A 15,006-nucleotide genomic window follows, 5' to 3' on the forward strand; every position below is an offset into this window, starting at 1 on the left:
CGCACATCACCGGAGGAGGTCCGGGATGTGGCTCACGCTCGTCACCGACGGACCCAGGAACCGGGAGGCCAGGTGCGCGAAACGCTGCGGGTCACCCGTGGCCTCGAAACTGTGCTCCGGGCGACGGTCCGGGTCGTCGTCGGCGAGCAGGTTGCGCTCGCTGAGTGTGCGGTACACCATCTTCGCGGTCTCCTCCGCCGAGTTCACCAGGGTGACGTCATCGCCCATCACCAGCTGGATCACACCGGTGAGCAGCGGGTAGTGGGTGCAGCCCAGCACGAGCGTGTCCACCCCCTGGTCCTTCAACGGTTCCAGGTAGCTCTCCGCCAGCCCGAGCATCTGGCGTCCCGAGGTGATGCCGCGCTCGACGAAGGGGACGAACAGCGGGCATTCCCGGGCGAAGACCTCGACGTTGGGGTTGGCCCGGAACAGGTCCTGGTAGGCCCCGGAGGTGATGGTCGCATGGGTGCCGATCACCCCGACCCGCCCGTTGCGGGTGGCGCTGACCGCGCGCCGCACCGCCGGCAGGATCACCTCGACCACCGGAACGGGGTAGCGCTCGCGGGCGTCGCGCAGGAAGGCGGCGGACGCGGTGTTGCAGGCCACGACGATCATCTTGCAGCCCCGGTCGACGATCTCGTCGGCGACGGCGGTGGCGAGCTGCCGGACCGTCGCCAGCGGCTTGTCCCCGTAGGGGGCGTTGGCCGTGTCGCCGATGTAGACCATCGACTCCCGCGGCAGCTGGTCGACGATGGCGCGGGCGACGGTCAGCCCGCCCACCCCGGAATCGAAGACTCCGATCGGGGAATTGTCGGAGGTCGCCGCCTGGTCAGCTGCCGTGTCGCCTGTCATGGGCACCGATCCTAGTCGTGCGTCCGGCCGCGACCGCGGCAAGTCCGCCGCCGACCGCGCCGAACAGGTGACCCTGCCAGCTCACCCCCGGTTCGCCGGGGAACAGGCCCCAGAACATCCCGGCGTACGCCACGGCGACGACGAGACCCAGCAGCATCTGCAGCAGCTTCCCGGCGACGAATCCGCGCAGGACGAGGAAGGCCGCCCAGCCGTAGATGAGGATGGACGCCCCGACGTGGACGGTTCCGTCCGGGGCGAACAGCCAGACCCCCAGCCCGCCGGTCACGGCGGTGACCACACTGCTCAGCCACACCGCCCGCTGCCCGGACAGGGCCACGAGGAACAGCAGGACCGCGCAGGCCGGGGTGTTCGACAGGAGGTGGTCGACGGAGACGTGGAGGAACGGGGCGGTGAGGATGCCCCACAGGCCCGCCACGTCATGCGGGCGGATGCCGTAGCCGGTCAACCGGTAGCCGGAGAGGACGTTGACGGCCATGACCGCCCAGACGACGGCGAGGAAGACCACCGTGGTGGTCAGGGCGGCGCCGATCCGGCCGGAGGTCTTCACCGCGCCACGGTCTCCCGCCAGGACGGCACCCCGAACGCACTGTCGGCGGCGAGCACGGCGTGCACCACGGCACGTTCCGCACAGGTCGCCGCTTCCGCGCTGAGGACCGCGAGTTCCGCGTCGGAGACCCCGGCGCGCGGCAGCGGCGCTCCCCCGCCGGCACCGTCGTCGGGGGTGACCGGGGAGAGTGCGAAGAACGTGTCGCCGTCCATCGGCAGGTGGGCGGGCCGCACCGCGCGGGCGAGCCCGTCGTGGGCGGCCATCGCCAACCGTTCCGCCTGGGCCTTGGTCACCGGGGCGTCCGTCGCGACGACGCCGATGGTGGTGTTCAGCCCGGTCGCCGGGCCGGGCGGGATCTTCGTCCCGCCGAGGCCGCGCGACAGCAGGGCGGACAGTCCGGCGGCCGGGGCCTGCTCCGGCACACCGTAGCGGTCGAATTCGTCGCCGAGGCCGGACCGGCGACCCCACAGTTCCCCGGTCGCGGGGTCCACGACCGAGCCGGCGGCGTTGACCACCAGGCCGACGGCCACGGTCCGGCCGGGGGCGACGACGGCGCTGGCCTCGCCGAACCCGCCCTTGAGGGCGCCGGCGGAGGCGCCGGTGCCGGCACCGACCGTGCCGGCTCTCCCGGACTGCTGTGCTGCCGGCATGTCCAGGGCGGCGTCGAGGGCGGCGTCGAGGGCGGCACGGCCGGTGGCGGCGTCCGGCCGGCTGGCGGGGTCACCGACCGGCAGGTCGAAGATGACCGCGGCGGGGACGATGGGCACGATCGGCCCGTCCTCACCGAGCACCGGCAGTCCGATGCCGCGGGCCTCGAGACCGGCCATGACCCCGCCGGCGGCGTCCAGTCCGTAGGCGGACCCGCCGCACAGGGCGACCGCATGGACCGTCTGCACCGAGTTCGAGGGTTTCAGCAGGTCGGTCTCCCGGGTTCCGGGACCGCCGCCGCGGACGTCGACGGCGCCGACCGCCCCCGCCGGGCAGGCGATGACCGTCACCCCCGAGGACACCGGGTCACCGGTCGTCGCCGACGCGTGGCCGACCGAGAGGCCGGGGACATCGGTGAGTCCGTTGTCCGGACCCGGCACGGCCCCGAACAGATCGCCGGACGGCTCAGCCCCGGCCATCGCCGGTACCGCTGTCGGGGCCGTTGTCTGAACCGTCGTCGGGGATGTCGAGCGGCCCCATCACGGCGGCCAGCAGGCTGTCCTGGTGGTAGCCGAGCCACTCCAGGTAGTCGGAGGCGGCGGCGACATCGGCGGAACCCTCCCCCGCCCGCTCCTCCATCTCCTCCAGCTGGGCGGCGTGGTAGGTCCGGATGTCGGTCAGCGCCGTGAGCCAGGGCCGGACCTCCTCGGCGGAGAGACTGACGTGGACCGAGCCGTCCGGGCCGAGGATCTCCCCGACGAGCCGGAGATTGCGCAGCTTCGCGGCGATGATGTCGGTCTCGGTGAACTGGCGGGTCACCGCGGCCTCACCCTCGACCTCCTCCGCCCCGTCCCGGAAGAACGAGGGCAGCAGGCGGGCCAGGGCCGGGTCCTCCGGCGGGGTGGAGTGGCCCGACGGCAGGCCGGTCATCTCGGCGAGCTCGTCCTTCGGTGCCGACCGGGCGCGGTCCATCAGGGCCTCGCTGACGGTGGCGGCGCTGTTCCCGAGCATCTCCCGCTCCAACGGTTCCAGCTGGGTGACGTAGCGGGTGCCCCGCATGATCCCCTTCTTCTTCGTCCACGGCTTCACGTCGCTACCCCTCACTCCGCTGCATCGTCGCCCACAGTCCGGCGGTCTGCAGCTTCTTCACGTCCGCCTCGACCTTGTCGCGGTCACCGGAGCTCACCACGGCCTTGCCCTCGGTGTGCACCTGCATCATCAGCTCCGTCGCCCGCTTGCGGGAGTAGCCGAGCACGGTCTGGAAGACATAGGTCACATAGCTCATGAGGTTGACCGGGTCATCCCAGCACAGACAGAGCCACGGGAGGTCGGGCTCCGTGAACGTGTCAGGGAGCTGCTCTTCCACGGGTTCTGCGACCGGAGCTGCGGGAGACGTCATGCCCCCACCATACCGACGCCGCCGGACGCCGTCAGCGGGGCTCCGGTGCACGACGGAACGCAGGGCACGGTACAGGGCAGCCGGCCGGGGCGGGGCGCCGGGGTTGGTCGCGGCGGTGTCCGGCCGGGCACTACACTGGCACGGGTGAGCGAAACCACACCACAGCCCCAGCCCGGACACGACGCCGAGCAGGACGTCCCCGCCACCCCCGGCCGGTCGACCGCCCTGCTCACGGACATGTACGAGTTGACCATGCTGCAGGCCGCACTGGCCGACGGCACCGCCGACCGCCGCAGCGCCTTCGAGGTCTTCACCCGGCGTCTGCCCAACGAGCGCCGCTACGGCGTCGTCGCCGGCATTCCCCGGGTCCTCGCCGCGGTCCGGGACTTCCGGTTCACCACCGAGCAGCTCGACGAGATGGACTTCCTCGACGACCGCACCCGCGAATACCTGCGTGAGTTCCGGTTCCGCGGGCAGATCGACGGGTACCGGGAGGGCGAACTCTACTTCCCCCACTCGCCGATCCTCACGGTGCGCGGCAGCTTCGCCGAGTGCGTCGTGCTGGAGACGGTGATCCTGTCGATCCTCAACGCGGATTCCGCGGTCGCCTCGGCCGCCGCCCGCATGGTCACCGCCGCCGAGGGGCGTCCCATCATCGAGATGGGGTCCCGGCGGACCCACGAGTACGCCGCGGTCACCGCCACCCGTGCCGCCTACCTGGCCGGTTTCGTCTCCACCTCGAACCTGGAGGCCGCCTACCGGTACGGCATCCCGGTCGGCGGGACCAGCGCCCACGCCTGGACGCTGCTGCACACCGACGCCGACGGCCGGCCCGACGAACAGGCCGCCTTCCGCTCGCAGATCCAGGCCCAGGGCACCGGTACCACGCTGCTGGTGGACACCTACGACATCACGCAGGGTGTCGCCAACGCCATCGAGGTCGCCGGCCCGCATCTCGGGGCGGTCCGCATCGACTCGGGTGATCTGGGCGTCCTCGCCCGCCAGGTCCGTTCCCAGCTCGACGCGCTCGGCGCCTACGACACGAAGATCGTCGTCTCCTCCGACCTCGACGAGTTCGCCATCGCCGCGCTGCGCAGTGAGCCGGTGGACACCTTCGGCGCCGGCACCTCCGTGGTCACCGGTTCCGGGGCCCCCACCGCCGGGCTGGTCTACAAGCTCACCGAGGTCGACGGGAACCACGTGCACAAGCGCAGCCGGGGCAAGGCCAGCCACGGGGGCGCCAAGCGGGCGCTGCGTGCCTGCCGCTCCACCGGCACCGCCGTCGAGGAGGTCGCCTACCCGATCGACGCCCCGGCACCCGACATGGGGATCCTCCACACCACCGACCTCACCGTCCCGCTCATCCGCGACGGTGAGATCGTCGCCGGTCAGCCGACCCTCGACGAATCCCGGGAGTACCTGGCCCGGCAGCTCGTCACCCTGCCCTGGGAGGGCCTCGCCCTGTCCCGGGACGAGCCCGCCCTCGCGGTCCGTTTCGTCGACCTGTGAGCCGCACGCCCGTGACCGACGCCCCCGCCCCCGGCGACCTCCTCGACCACGCCGTCACCGCCCTCGGCGGGGCGCGGCGGGAGAACCAGCACACCATGACGGACGCCGTCTCCCGCGCCATCAGCGAGAAGAAGCATCTCGCGGTGCAGGCGGGCACCGGCACCGGTAAATCCCTCGCCTACCTGGTCCCCTCGCTCGCCCATGCGGTGACCACCGGGGAGCGGGTGGTGGTCTCCACCGCGACGATCGCCCTGCAGCGTCAGCTCGTCGACCGGGACCTGCCCCGGCTCACCGAGGCGCTGGCGCCGCAGTTGGGGCGGCGTCCCAGTTTCGCCATCCTCAAGGGCCGCAACAACTACCTCTGCCTCAACCGGATCGGTGGTGGCGGGGCGGGTGAGGCCGCCGCCGCGGAAGAGGACGCCGCTCTGCTCGACGAGGCCGACCTCACCCGGACCGGGGCCCAGGTGCGGCGGATCCACGACTGGGCGCAGGACATCCTCAACGGCGACAGCGACGACAGCGGCGACGGGGAGCCGGTCGGGGACCGGGACAGTCTGCCCCGGGGTGTCAGTGACCAGGCCTGGCGGCAGGTCAGTGTGACCAGCCGGGAGTGCGTCGGGGCGTCCCGCTGCCCCTTCGGTGACCGGTGCTTCGCCGAAGCGGCGAAAGCCACCGCGGCCGAGGCCGATGTGGTGGTGACCAACCACGCCCTGCTCGCCATCGACGCCCTCGCCGACCAGCCGGTCCTGCCCGACCATGACGTGGTCGTCGTCGACGAGGCTCACGAGCTGGAGGGCCGGATCACCTCCGTGGCGACCGAGGAGGTCTCCGGCGCGGCGCTGGCGATCCTCGCCCGCCGCTGCAACAAGGCCGCCTCCTCCGCCGCCGACGGCTGCGCCGACGACCTGCTGGCCGCCGGTGACCGGTGGACCGCCGAGGTCGAGGCGGCCGTCACCGCCGGTACCGCAGCCGAGGGGCGGTGGGTGACCGTGCCGCCGACGCTCCACGAACCGCTCACCCAGGTCAAGGACGCCCTGTGGAAGACCCGGTCCCGGCTGCAGAAGGACACCCCGCCGGCCGGTGCGACGGGCAAGGACGCCGACCGCGGCGCCGAGGTGCACACCTGCGTCGCCGCGTGCGAGGAACTGCATGACGCGGTCGTCCGCGTGCTCGACGCCGAACCCGACGTCGATGTGGTGTGGCTCAGCGGTGACCGGTCGCACCGCAGTCTGCGGGTGGCCCCGCTGTCGGTCGGCGGGCTGCTGCACACCCGCCTGTTCGCCGACTCGACCGTCGTCCTCACCTCCGCCACCCTGGCGCTCGGCGGGAAGTTCGCCGCCATGCTGGCGGCCTGGGGCATGTCGGCGTCCCAGTGCCGCACACTCGATGTCGGGACGCCCTTCGACACCCGCACCCACGGCATCCTCTACACCGCGAAGCACCTGCCGGCCCCGGGCCGCGACGGGGCGTCCGCCGAGAGCATCGACGAACTCGCGCAGCTCATCAATGCCGCCGGCGGCCGGACCCTCGGCCTGTTCTCGTCCCGGCGGGCGGCGGAGAACGCTGCCCGCGAACTGCGGACCCTCGTGCCCTACGACATCCTGTGCCAGGGTGAGGACTCGCTCGGCACCCTCGTCGACCGGTTCCGGGCGGAGCCGGAGACGTGCCTGTTCGGCACCCTCAGCCTGTGGCAGGGGGTGGACGTGCCCGGGCCGTCGCTGTCGCTGGTGGTCATGGACCGCATCCCGTTCCCCCGACCGGACGACCCGCTGCTGCAGGCCCGGAAGGAGGCGGCGGACAAGGCGGGACGCAGCGGCTTCATGGAGGTCGCGGCCTCGCACGCCGCGCTGCTGATGGCGCAGGGAGCCGGCCGGCTGCTGCGCAGTGTCGACGACCGCGGTGTGGTGGCGGTCCTCGACCAGCGGTTCGTGACCCGCCGCTACGGCGGATTCCTCAGGGCGTCGATGCCCCCGTTCTGGACGACGACCGACGGGGGTACCACCCGAGGTGCCCTCCGACGCCTCCGGGACGCCCCCGCCCCCGGAGCCGCGTAAGATATTGTCATATGTTCTGTGAGGGAACCAGCGACCGTCGAGCAGGAGGAACAGATGCCCGTCACCAGTGAGCACAGCGAGGTCCGGGTTCCGGGGGTGGGGCTCTACGAGTACCTGTACGGCTCGCTCGCCCCGGCGGACGAGGACCGCACCGCGGTCATCGACCTGGCGGAGGGGACCGAGACCTCGTTCAGCACACTGCGGACCCACGTCGATTCCGCCGCCGGCTGGCTGGCCCGCCGCGGCATCCGCAAGGGTGACGTCATCGCCCTGCAGTGCCCCAATTCGGAGAGCTTCATCGTCGCCGCCCACGCCGTGTGGCGGCTGGGGGCCGTACTCACCCCCGTCGAACTGCTCGCCACCCCCCGGACCGTCGCCCACCAGATCACCGATTCCGGGGCGAAGCTCCTGCTCACCCTTGCGGGCCTCGGTGACGGCGGGGAGGAGGCCGCGGAGCTCGCCGGTCTCTCCGCCGACCAGGTCGTGCACCTGGACACCGGCCGTGGCCTCAATCAGATGTACGCCGAGCGCAACACCCCGCCCGTCGTCGACTTCGACCCGGCGACCCACCTCGCCGCCCTCCCCTACTCCGCCGGGACGACCGGGTTGCCGAAGGGCGTCCGTCTGACCCACCGGAACCTCGTCGCCAACATGGCGCAGATCGAGGGGACAGGCCTGGTGGGCCGCGACGACGTCATCTTCGGCGTCCTGCCGTTCTTCCACATCTACGGTCTCACCGTGCTGGCCAACCTGTCGGTCCGGTTGCGCGCCACCGTCATCGCCGCACCGCGGTTCCAGCTGCGGACGTTCCTGCGCAGCCACGAGGACTACAAGGTCACCTTCTCGTTCATCGCACCGCCGGTCGCCGTGTCGCTCGCCAAGGACGCCTCCGTCGCCGACTACGACCTCTCCGCCCTGCGCGCCGTCGTCTCCGGGGCGGCGCCGCTCGACGACCGGCTCGCCCGCGCCGTCGAAGACCGGCTGGGGATCCGCGTGTACCAGGGGTACGGGCTCACCGAGGCCAGCCCGGTCACCCACATGAACTTCGACGACGACCTCTCCCGCGGGTCCATCGGGCGCCCGGTGGCGGGCACCTCCCACCAGATCATCGACCCGGACACCCGGGCCGAGATCCTCCCGCCGACCGACGGCGGTCTCAGCGACGCCGGTGAACTCTGGGTCCGCGGCCCGCAGGTCATGGACGGCTACCTCGGTGACGACGAGGCCACGGCCGCCGCCCTGCCCGGGGACGGGTGGCTGCGCACCGGTGACATCGCCCGGCAGGACGCCGACGGTAACGCCTTCATCGTCGACCGGCTCAAGGACATCATCAAGTACAAGGGTCACCAGGTACCGCCGGCCGAACTCGAGGCCGTGCTCCTGTCCCACCCCGCGGTCGCCGATGTCGCCGTCGTCGGGGCACGCACCGGCACCGCCGACGAGATCCCCCGGGCCTTCATCGTCACCCAGCCCGACGTCACCGCCGACGATGCCCTGGCCACCGAACTCACCGACTATGTCGCCGCGCGGGTCGAGCCCTACAAGCGGATCCGGGACATCAGGTTCACCACGCAGATCCCGAAGTCCACCACCGGGAAGATTCTGCACCACGAGCTCCGCGAGGACTGACCGGCCGCGTCAGACCGGGTCAGGCCGGGTCGGGTCTGCCAGGTCGCGTCAGCGGGTGACCGCGACGACCGTCACCGACCCCGGGGCGACCTCCGTGTAGCCGGCGTCCTGCACCACCGCCGCCGTCCGACCGGACGACCGGCCGGAGCCGGCGCGCAACTGCCGCGCCCCGGCATGCACCGCGGCGAAGCGCGCGGCGTCCACCTCACAGACGTGCAGCGGGAAACCGTCGTCTGCCCAGGCGGCCGCCGCGTCGACGGTCATCGCCGCGGCGAGCAGCATCGAGCCGTGGCAGACCTGCGCCGCGGCCTTGCCCACACTCATCCCCAGTGAACCGTCGACGTAGATCACCGGATCGGCGGCACCGTCACGGTCGGCGCCGACGCCGACGCCGAGGAGTACCGCCTCCGGGTCCCCGGTCTCCACCGCATACGAGGGGTCCGGGGCCAGATCGACGCCGGAGATCTGCAGTTTGTTCACCGCGGTCGGCGTCCGGTGCACCGGGCAGGGCAGGAACGCGCGGGCGGAGGCCGTCCCCACGGACACCGTCACGCCGGGCACCTCCTGCACATCCCGCCACTTCTTGTTGCGGGCCCGGCGGGCCACCTTGCGGATCCTCGCCCCGTACCAGCGCACCAGCGCCCCGGCCCACGGGGACACGGCCGTGTCCTCGCCGGCCCGCGGGTCCAGGCAGACCGCGACGCACGCACGGGCCGCGGCCTCGAGCAGTGCACGACGGTCCGGCAACGGATCGTGCCGGATCTCCAGCACGAGCGGCATCGCCTGCACGGTCTCCGGGTCGGCGGGGTCCTCGGCGTCCTCACCGCCGCGGCCGGACCGGCCGTCGAGCACCGCGAGCCGGGCGTGCGCGGCCGCGAACAGCTCGTCCACCGGTCAGTTCTCCAGCGGGACGCGCCGGTAGGTGCCGTCCTCGAGGTCGGCGAGGTCGATCTCCTCCCGGGAGATACCGAGCATGAAGAGGACCTCATCGAGGAACGGGTGGTTCACCGTGGCATCGGCGACCTCGCGCAGTGCCGGCTTGGCGTTGAACGCGATACCGAGGCCGGCGACCGAGAGCATGGCGATGTCGTTGGCGCCGTCGCCGACGGCGACCGTCTGGTTCAGGGCGATACCGTTGGACCAGGCGAACTCCTTCAGGCTCTCCGCCTTGACCTCACGGTCGACGACCTGCCCGGTGACCCGGCCGGTGAGCACACCGTCGACGATCTCCAGGGTGTTCGCCCGGTAGAAGTCGAGCCCGAGTTCGCGTGCGAGCGGTTCGAGGACCTGGATGAAACCGCCGGAGACCGCACCGGTACGGTAGCCGAGACGCTTCAGCGTGCGGATCGTGGTCCGGGCACCGGGGGTGAGTTCGATGGCGGCGACGACCTCGTCGATGACGGAGGCATCCAGTCCGGCGAGTGCCTTGACCCGCTCGTGGAGGGACTCGGAGAAGTCCAGTTCGCCGCGCATCGCACGGGCGGTGACGGCGGCGACCTCCGCCTCGCGGCCGGCGTGGGCGGCGAGCAGCTCGATGACCTCCTGCTGGATCAGGGTCGAGTCGACGTCGAAACAGATGAGCCGCTTGGTCTTGTTGAGCAGCCCGGCACGTTGGATCGCGATGTCCACGCCGGACGAGTGCGCGACGGCAGCGAGTGCCTCGCGCAGGGCCGCGCTCCCGCCCGGGGCGGGGTTCTCCACCGTGACCTTGATCTCCAGGCCGGTGACCGGGTAGTCGGCGATTCCGCGGATCCGGTCGATGTTCGCCCCGTGCTCGGCGAGTGCCTGACCGATCGCGGAGATGTCGGCGGCCGTGACCGGGTCGCCGAGGACGACCACGGTGTGGGTCGACCGTTCGCGGCTGGACTGGACCTCCTCCGACAGGTCCATGGTCACCGACATCCCCAGGTCGGCGAGGACCCCGGTCATCTCCTTGCGGAGCGCGGCTGCGGTCTCCGGCCGGTAGCCGATGTAGGCGGCGAGGTTGAGGTTCCCGCGGAAGTTGGACTGCTCCACGTCGAGCAACTGGACGCCGTGGTCGGCGAGGATCCGGAAGACCTCCGCGGAGACGCCGGGATGGTCGGTCCCGGTGACGGTGACGACCGCCGGGCTGAGACCCGGGGTCAGGCTGACGGTGAGATGGCTGGTGTTCTGTGCATCCACACGCCCATTCTCGCACGTCGCCCGGATACGGCGACAGCCGCACCCCGCGTAGCCGGGGTGCGGCTGTCTGTCAGGCCGTGATCGTGGTGCCGGGTCTAGAAGTGGCGTCCCACGTGAGCTTCCTCGCGCATGGTCTTGACCATGTGCGGGTAGTGCAGCTCGAAGGCCGGACGCTCGGAGCGGATCTTCGGCATCGTGGTGAAGTTGTGCGCCGGCGGCGGGCAGCTGGTGGCCCACTCCAGGGAGTTTCCGTAACCCCACGGATCGTCGACGGTGACGACCTCGCCGTAGCGCCAGGAGCTGAAGATGTTCCAGAGGAACGGCAGGACCGAGACGCCCAGGATCAGGGCACCGATCGTGGAGACCTGGTTCAGCGTGGTGAAGCCGTCCGAGTCGAGGTAGTCGGCGTAGCGGCGCGGCATGCCCATGTTGCCCAGCCAGTGCTGCACCAGGAACGTGGTGTGGAAGCCGATGAAGGTCAGCCAGAAGTGGATCTTGCCCAGCTTCTCGTTGAGCATGCGGCCGGTCATCTTCGGGAACCAGAAGTACACGCCGGCGTAGGAGGCGAACACGATGGTGCCGAACAGCGTGTAGTGGAAGTGGGCGACCACGAAGTAGGTGTCCGACAGGTGGAAGTCCAGGGCCGGGGAGGCCAGCATGACGCCGGTCAGACCGCCGAACAGGAAGGTCGCGAAGAAGCCGATGGCGAAGACCATCGGGGTCTCGAAGGTGATGCGGCCCTTCCACATGGTGCCGAGCCAGTTGAAGAACTTCATGCCGGTCGGCACGGCGATGAGGAAGGTCATGAAGGAGAAGAACGGCAGCAGGACCGCACCGGTGACGAACATGTGGTGCGCCCAGACGGCCAGCGACAGGGCGGCGATCGACAGGGTCGCGAAGACCAGGCCGACGTAACCGAACATCGGCTTCCGGCTGAAGACCGGGAAGATCTCGGAGACGATGCCGAAGAACGGCAGCGCCAGGACGTAGACCTCGGGGTGGCCGAAGAACCAGAACAGGTGCTGCCAGAGGATGGCGCCACCGTTGGCCGGGTCGTAGATGTGGCCGCCGAGCAGGCGGTCGTAGAGGACGCCGAGGGCGGCGGAGGTCAGCAGCGGGAAGATCAGCAGGGCCAGCAGCGAGGTCACCAGGATGTTCCAGGTGAAGATCGGCATGCGGAACATCGTCATACCCGGGGCACGCAGGCACAGGATGGTGGTCATCATGTTGATGGCGGAGGCGATGGTACCGACACCACCGATACCGACACCGACGATCCAGAGGTTCGAGCCGACGCCCGGCGAGTGGATGGCGTCCGCCAGCGGCATGTACATCGTCCAGCCGAAGTCGGCGGCACCGCCCGGGGTGAGGAAGCCGGTGAGCATGATGATGCCGCCCCAGGTGGTCAGCCAGAAGCCGAGCGCGTTGAGGCGGGGGAAGGCGACGTCAGGCGCGCCGATCTGCAGCGGCATGACGTAGTTGGCGAAGCCCCAGACGACCGGGGTTCCGTAGAGCAGCAGCATGATGGTGCCGTGCATGGTGAACAGCTGATTGAACTGTTCGTTGGAGAGGAACTGCAGGCCCGGGTGGAACAGCTCCACGCGGATGAGCAGTGCCATGAGGCCGCCGATGAAGAAGAAGCAGAAGGCCATCACGATGTACATGATGCCGAGCTTCTTGTGGTCGGTGGTCGTCAGCATCTGCCATGCGTGACCACCCTTCTTCGACGTGCCGCCGTGGGGAGCAGGCCGTTCCGGGACGACCGTGTGGTCTTCCCTGGGCGCTACTGCGGTCATTCAATCCTCCTGACTACGCGGTACCGGTCGTCGGAGCGGTACCCAGTGAATGAGCTGCACAGTGGGAAATCCGGTGATCTTGATCGTCACTGACCACCGGACTTCCAGCACAGACTGTCACCCATAGTAATAGGTGTTGTTGTTGATTGATAGCTGGCACCCCCTCCCCTGGCCCGCCCCGCCGAATACGGGGGTGGTGCTCCGACAGCGACGCCGCTAGCACCTCAGATGTCCGTTCGGGTCACACCCGCCCCACGGGTGCGACCACCTGTCCCCCGCTCCCCCGCTGTGCCGGCCTCAGCCGGCCTCAGCCGGCCTCAGCCTGCACCACCGACCCTCCCCCAGCCGGCGACTAGAAGTCCCAGTCGTCGTCCGTGGTGTTCTCCGCCTTGCCGATGACGTAGCTGGAACCCGACCCGGAGAAGAAGTCGTGATTCTCGTCACCACCGGGGTTCAACGCGGAGATGATCGAGGGCGAGACCCGCGTCTCGTCGTCGGGGAACAGCCCCTCGTAGCCGAGGTTGTTGAGCGCCTTGTTCGCGTTGTACCGCAGGAAGCGCTTGACGTCCTCGGTCCAGCCGAGTTCGTCGTAGAGGTCCTCGGTGTACTGGCACTCGTTGTCGTAGAGCTCGAAGAGCAGGTCGAAGGTGTGCGCCTTGAGCTCCTCCTGCCGCTCCGCGGACTCGTTCTCCAGGGCCCGCTGGTACTTGTAGCCGATGTAGTAGCCGTGCACGGCCTCGTCCCGGATGATCAGCCGGATGACGTCGGCGGTGTTGGTCAGCTTGGCGTGGGAGGACCAGTACATGGGGAGGTAGAAGCCGGAGTAGAAGAGGAAGGACTCGAGGAGCGTCGAAGCGATCTTCTTCTTCAGCGGATCATCGCCCTGGTAGAAGTCGAGGACGATGTCGGCCTTGCTCTGCAGGTTCTGGTTCTCCTCCGACCAGCGGAAGGCGTCGTTGATCTGCGGGGTGGAGGCGAGCGTCATGAAGATCGACGAGTAGGACTTCGCGTGCACGGACTCCATGAAGGCGATGTTGGTGAACACCGCCTCCTCGTGAGGCGTGACCGAATCCTCGATGAGGCTGGTCGCACCGACGGTGCCCTGGATGGTGTCCAGCATCGTCAGACCGGTGAAGACCCGCATGGTGGTGGTCTTCTCCGCCTCGGTGAGAGTGCCCCAGCTCTTGATGTCGTTGGACAGCGGCACCTTCTCGGGCAGCCAGAAGTTTCCGGTCAGCCGGTCCCAGACCTCCAGGTCCTTCTCGTCCGGGATGGTGTTCCAGTTGATCGCGGACACCCGGTCACCGGAACTGTGGTGGACGGGGGTGAGCAACTGACGGGCTGTGGTCATGGACCGCTCCTGCGCGTGAAATGAGGATCTGCGTGCCTGCTCCTCCCCGGAGCCGGCACGCCGTACACCGGACAGTCTAGCCCGACTGCGGACGCCGGGCGCCATCCCCGGAAACCGTGCAGCGCCGCTTCTCCCCCGGCCCCGACGGGACGCCGTCCGCCAGTTGTCCTGACGGGAAATTACCCCCGTAATAGGGTATCTGCAGTAAGGGACGCCCACCCTCTGCTATAGAGCGGTCGGCGTCCAACACGGGCCGTGGCACCGTGAGTCTACCCTCGTAAGGCCCTCTGACCTGTGCATTACCCCCGAAAGGACACTGAGCGCAGCCAATCTACAGTAAGGGGAGACATGCCTATTGACCTGCCATTATAGGTGCTTGGTAAGCCTAACTGGTCTGGTGAAAGGAAAACTCGATCATTAGGGTTGCAGCCATGAGCATCAACGAGAAGTTCCAGGAAGCCGTCAACAAGCAGGTCGTCGCCGAGCACCAGGCGTCCCTCATCTACTCCCAGCTGTCCTACGAGATGGACCGCCTGTCCTTCCTCGGCATGCGGGACTGGTTCCGCGCCCAGGCCGACGAGGAGCGCACCCACGCCCAGAAGTTCGCCGACCACCTCCTCGACCGCGAGGCCCGCGTGGACCTCACCGACATCGAGATGCCGTCCCTGAAGATCGCCACCCCACTGGACGCCTTCGAGGCCGCCCTCGCCCACGAGGAGAAGATCTCCGAGATGATCCGCAACCTCGCCCGCACCGCGGACGAGACCGGTGATCTCGACTCCCGCCAGCTGATCAACTTCTTCCTCACCGAGCAGATCGAGGAGGAATCCACCGTCAACGACATCATCGACTGGATCAAGACCGTCGGCAACGACGGCTCCGGCCTGCTGCGCATCGACGCCAAGCTGGGTGGCCGCGCCGAGTAGCAGGGTCACCACGACCGGGTCGCCGACGGCTTCCCGGCCACCCGGACCGACAGTGAATGACAGGAAGGGCCCCGCGGGATCACATGATCCCGCGGGGCCCTTCCCGTGAAC

Annotated in this window: 13 protein-coding genes; 4 read left to right on the forward strand and 9 right to left on the reverse strand. The window is 69.7% G+C overall.

All coding sequences use genetic code 11. From position 1 onward, the window contains the following. Nucleotides 1–6 precede the first annotated feature (6 nt). The 5 genes from murI to clpS are packed head-to-tail and all read right to left on the reverse strand — an operon-like array spanning nt 7 to nt 3,467. Nucleotides 7–852, reverse strand: a complete 846-nt coding sequence (gene murI, locus FSW06_RS06010; protein WP_010121899.1) for a glutamate racemase — start codon at nt 850–852, stop codon at nt 7–9. Next, the gene (locus FSW06_RS06015; RefSeq protein ID WP_010121900.1) at nt 830–1,420 is read right to left on the reverse strand and encodes a rhomboid family intramembrane serine protease; all 591 of its coding nucleotides are present in this window, start codon (nt 1,418–1,420) and stop codon (nt 830–832) included. The genes murI and FSW06_RS06015 overlap by 23 nt, the downstream gene beginning before the upstream one ends. After that, on the reverse strand, nt 1,417–2,547 hold the full coding sequence (locus FSW06_RS06020; protein WP_010121902.1) for a P1 family peptidase: 1,131 nt from the start codon (nt 2,545–2,547) through the stop codon (nt 1,417–1,419). Before FSW06_RS06020 ends, FSW06_RS06015 begins: the two co-directional genes overlap by 4 nt. Continuing rightward, a complete protein-coding gene (locus tag FSW06_RS06025; RefSeq protein ID WP_010121904.1) occupies nt 2,534–3,157 on the reverse strand; it encodes a DUF2017 domain-containing protein in 624 nt (207 codons plus the stop codon). The genes FSW06_RS06020 and FSW06_RS06025 overlap by 14 nt, the downstream gene beginning before the upstream one ends. Nucleotides 3,158–3,161: 4 nt before the next feature. Then, entirely contained in the window at nt 3,162–3,467 is a 306-nt protein-coding gene (clpS, locus tag FSW06_RS06030; protein WP_029450043.1) for an ATP-dependent Clp protease adapter ClpS, read from the reverse strand. A gap of 237 nt (nt 3,468–3,704) precedes the next feature. On the opposite strand from clpS, the gene FSW06_RS06035 reads away from it, so the two are divergent. From FSW06_RS06035 to FSW06_RS06045, 3 genes are read left to right on the forward strand one after another with little or no spacing between them, the layout of a single operon-like run. Next, nucleotides 3,705–4,976 carry a nicotinate phosphoribosyltransferase gene (locus FSW06_RS06035; RefSeq protein ID WP_050802032.1) on the forward strand — a complete coding sequence of 424 codons (1,272 nt, stop codon included), beginning with the start codon at nt 3,705–3,707 and terminating at the stop codon, nt 4,974–4,976. Next, complete coding sequence (locus FSW06_RS06040; RefSeq protein WP_238526005.1) at nt 4,973–7,030, forward strand: ATP-dependent DNA helicase; 2,058 nt, start codon at nt 4,973–4,975, stop codon at nt 7,028–7,030. The genes FSW06_RS06035 and FSW06_RS06040 overlap by 4 nt, the downstream gene beginning before the upstream one ends. Nucleotides 7,031–7,084: 54 nt before the next feature. Beyond that, a complete protein-coding gene (locus FSW06_RS06045; protein ID WP_010121909.1) occupies nt 7,085–8,659 on the forward strand; it encodes an AMP-binding protein in 1,575 nt (524 codons plus the stop codon). Between the two features lie 48 nt (nt 8,660–8,707). Here the strand turns inward: FSW06_RS06045 and FSW06_RS06050 are convergent, their stop codons facing one another. The 4 genes from FSW06_RS06050 to nrdF all read right to left on the reverse strand — a co-directional run bounded on the left by FSW06_RS06050 (nt 8,708) and on the right by nrdF (nt 13,969). Beyond that, nucleotides 8,708–9,550, reverse strand: coding sequence for an aminoacyl-tRNA hydrolase (locus FSW06_RS06050; RefSeq protein ID WP_010121910.1), 843 nt, complete (start codon nt 9,548–9,550; stop codon nt 8,708–8,710). A gap of 3 nt (nt 9,551–9,553) precedes the next feature. Next, entirely contained in the window at nt 9,554–10,822 is a 1,269-nt protein-coding gene (gene serB, locus FSW06_RS06055; RefSeq protein WP_010121912.1) for a phosphoserine phosphatase SerB, read from the reverse strand. Nucleotides 10,823–10,917: 95 nt separating this feature from the next. Beyond that, complete coding sequence (gene ctaD / locus FSW06_RS06060) at nt 10,918–12,618, reverse strand: aa3-type cytochrome oxidase subunit I (protein WP_029450047.1); 1,701 nt, start codon at nt 12,616–12,618, stop codon at nt 10,918–10,920. A gap of 352 nt (nt 12,619–12,970) precedes the next feature. Beyond that, a complete protein-coding gene (nrdF, locus tag FSW06_RS06065; protein ID WP_010121916.1) occupies nt 12,971–13,969 on the reverse strand; it encodes a class 1b ribonucleoside-diphosphate reductase subunit beta in 999 nt (332 codons plus the stop codon). Between the two features lie 431 nt (nt 13,970–14,400). Between nrdF and FSW06_RS06070 the strand changes: the two genes are divergently transcribed. Further along, nucleotides 14,401–14,895 carry a ferritin gene (locus tag FSW06_RS06070; RefSeq protein ID WP_010121918.1) on the forward strand — a complete coding sequence of 165 codons (495 nt, stop codon included), beginning with the start codon at nt 14,401–14,403 and terminating at the stop codon, nt 14,893–14,895. Nucleotides 14,896–15,006 lie beyond the last annotated feature (111 nt).

Source organism: Corynebacterium nuruki S6-4, from assembly GCF_007970465.1.
In the GTDB taxonomy this organism is placed as follows: domain Bacteria; phylum Actinomycetota; class Actinomycetes; order Mycobacteriales; family Mycobacteriaceae; genus Corynebacterium; species Corynebacterium nuruki.

Excerpts from the sequence above, each read along its gene's own strand:
- murI (WP_010121899.1), bottom strand. The coding sequence starts at position 852 with ATGACAGGCGACACGGCAGCTGACCAGGCGGCGACCTCCGACAATTCC.
- FSW06_RS06020 (WP_010121902.1), bottom strand. The coding sequence starts at position 2,547 with ATGGCCGGGGCTGAGCCGTCCGGCGATCTGTTCGGGGCCGTGCCGGGT.
- clpS (WP_029450043.1), bottom strand. The coding sequence starts at position 3,467 with ATGACGTCTCCCGCAGCTCCGGTCGCAGAACCCGTGGAAGAGCAGCTC.
- FSW06_RS06035 (WP_050802032.1), top strand. The coding sequence starts at position 3,705 with ATGTACGAGTTGACCATGCTGCAGGCCGCACTGGCCGACGGCACCGCC.
- FSW06_RS06045 (WP_010121909.1), top strand. The coding sequence starts at position 7,085 with ATGCCCGTCACCAGTGAGCACAGCGAGGTCCGGGTTCCGGGGGTGGGG.
- ctaD (WP_029450047.1), bottom strand. The coding sequence starts at position 12,618 with ATGACCGCAGTAGCGCCCAGGGAAGACCACACGGTCGTCCCGGAACGG.
- nrdF (WP_010121916.1), bottom strand. The coding sequence starts at position 13,969 with ATGACCACAGCCCGTCAGTTGCTCACCCCCGTCCACCACAGTTCCGGT.
- FSW06_RS06070 (WP_010121918.1), top strand. The coding sequence starts at position 14,401 with ATGAGCATCAACGAGAAGTTCCAGGAAGCCGTCAACAAGCAGGTCGTC.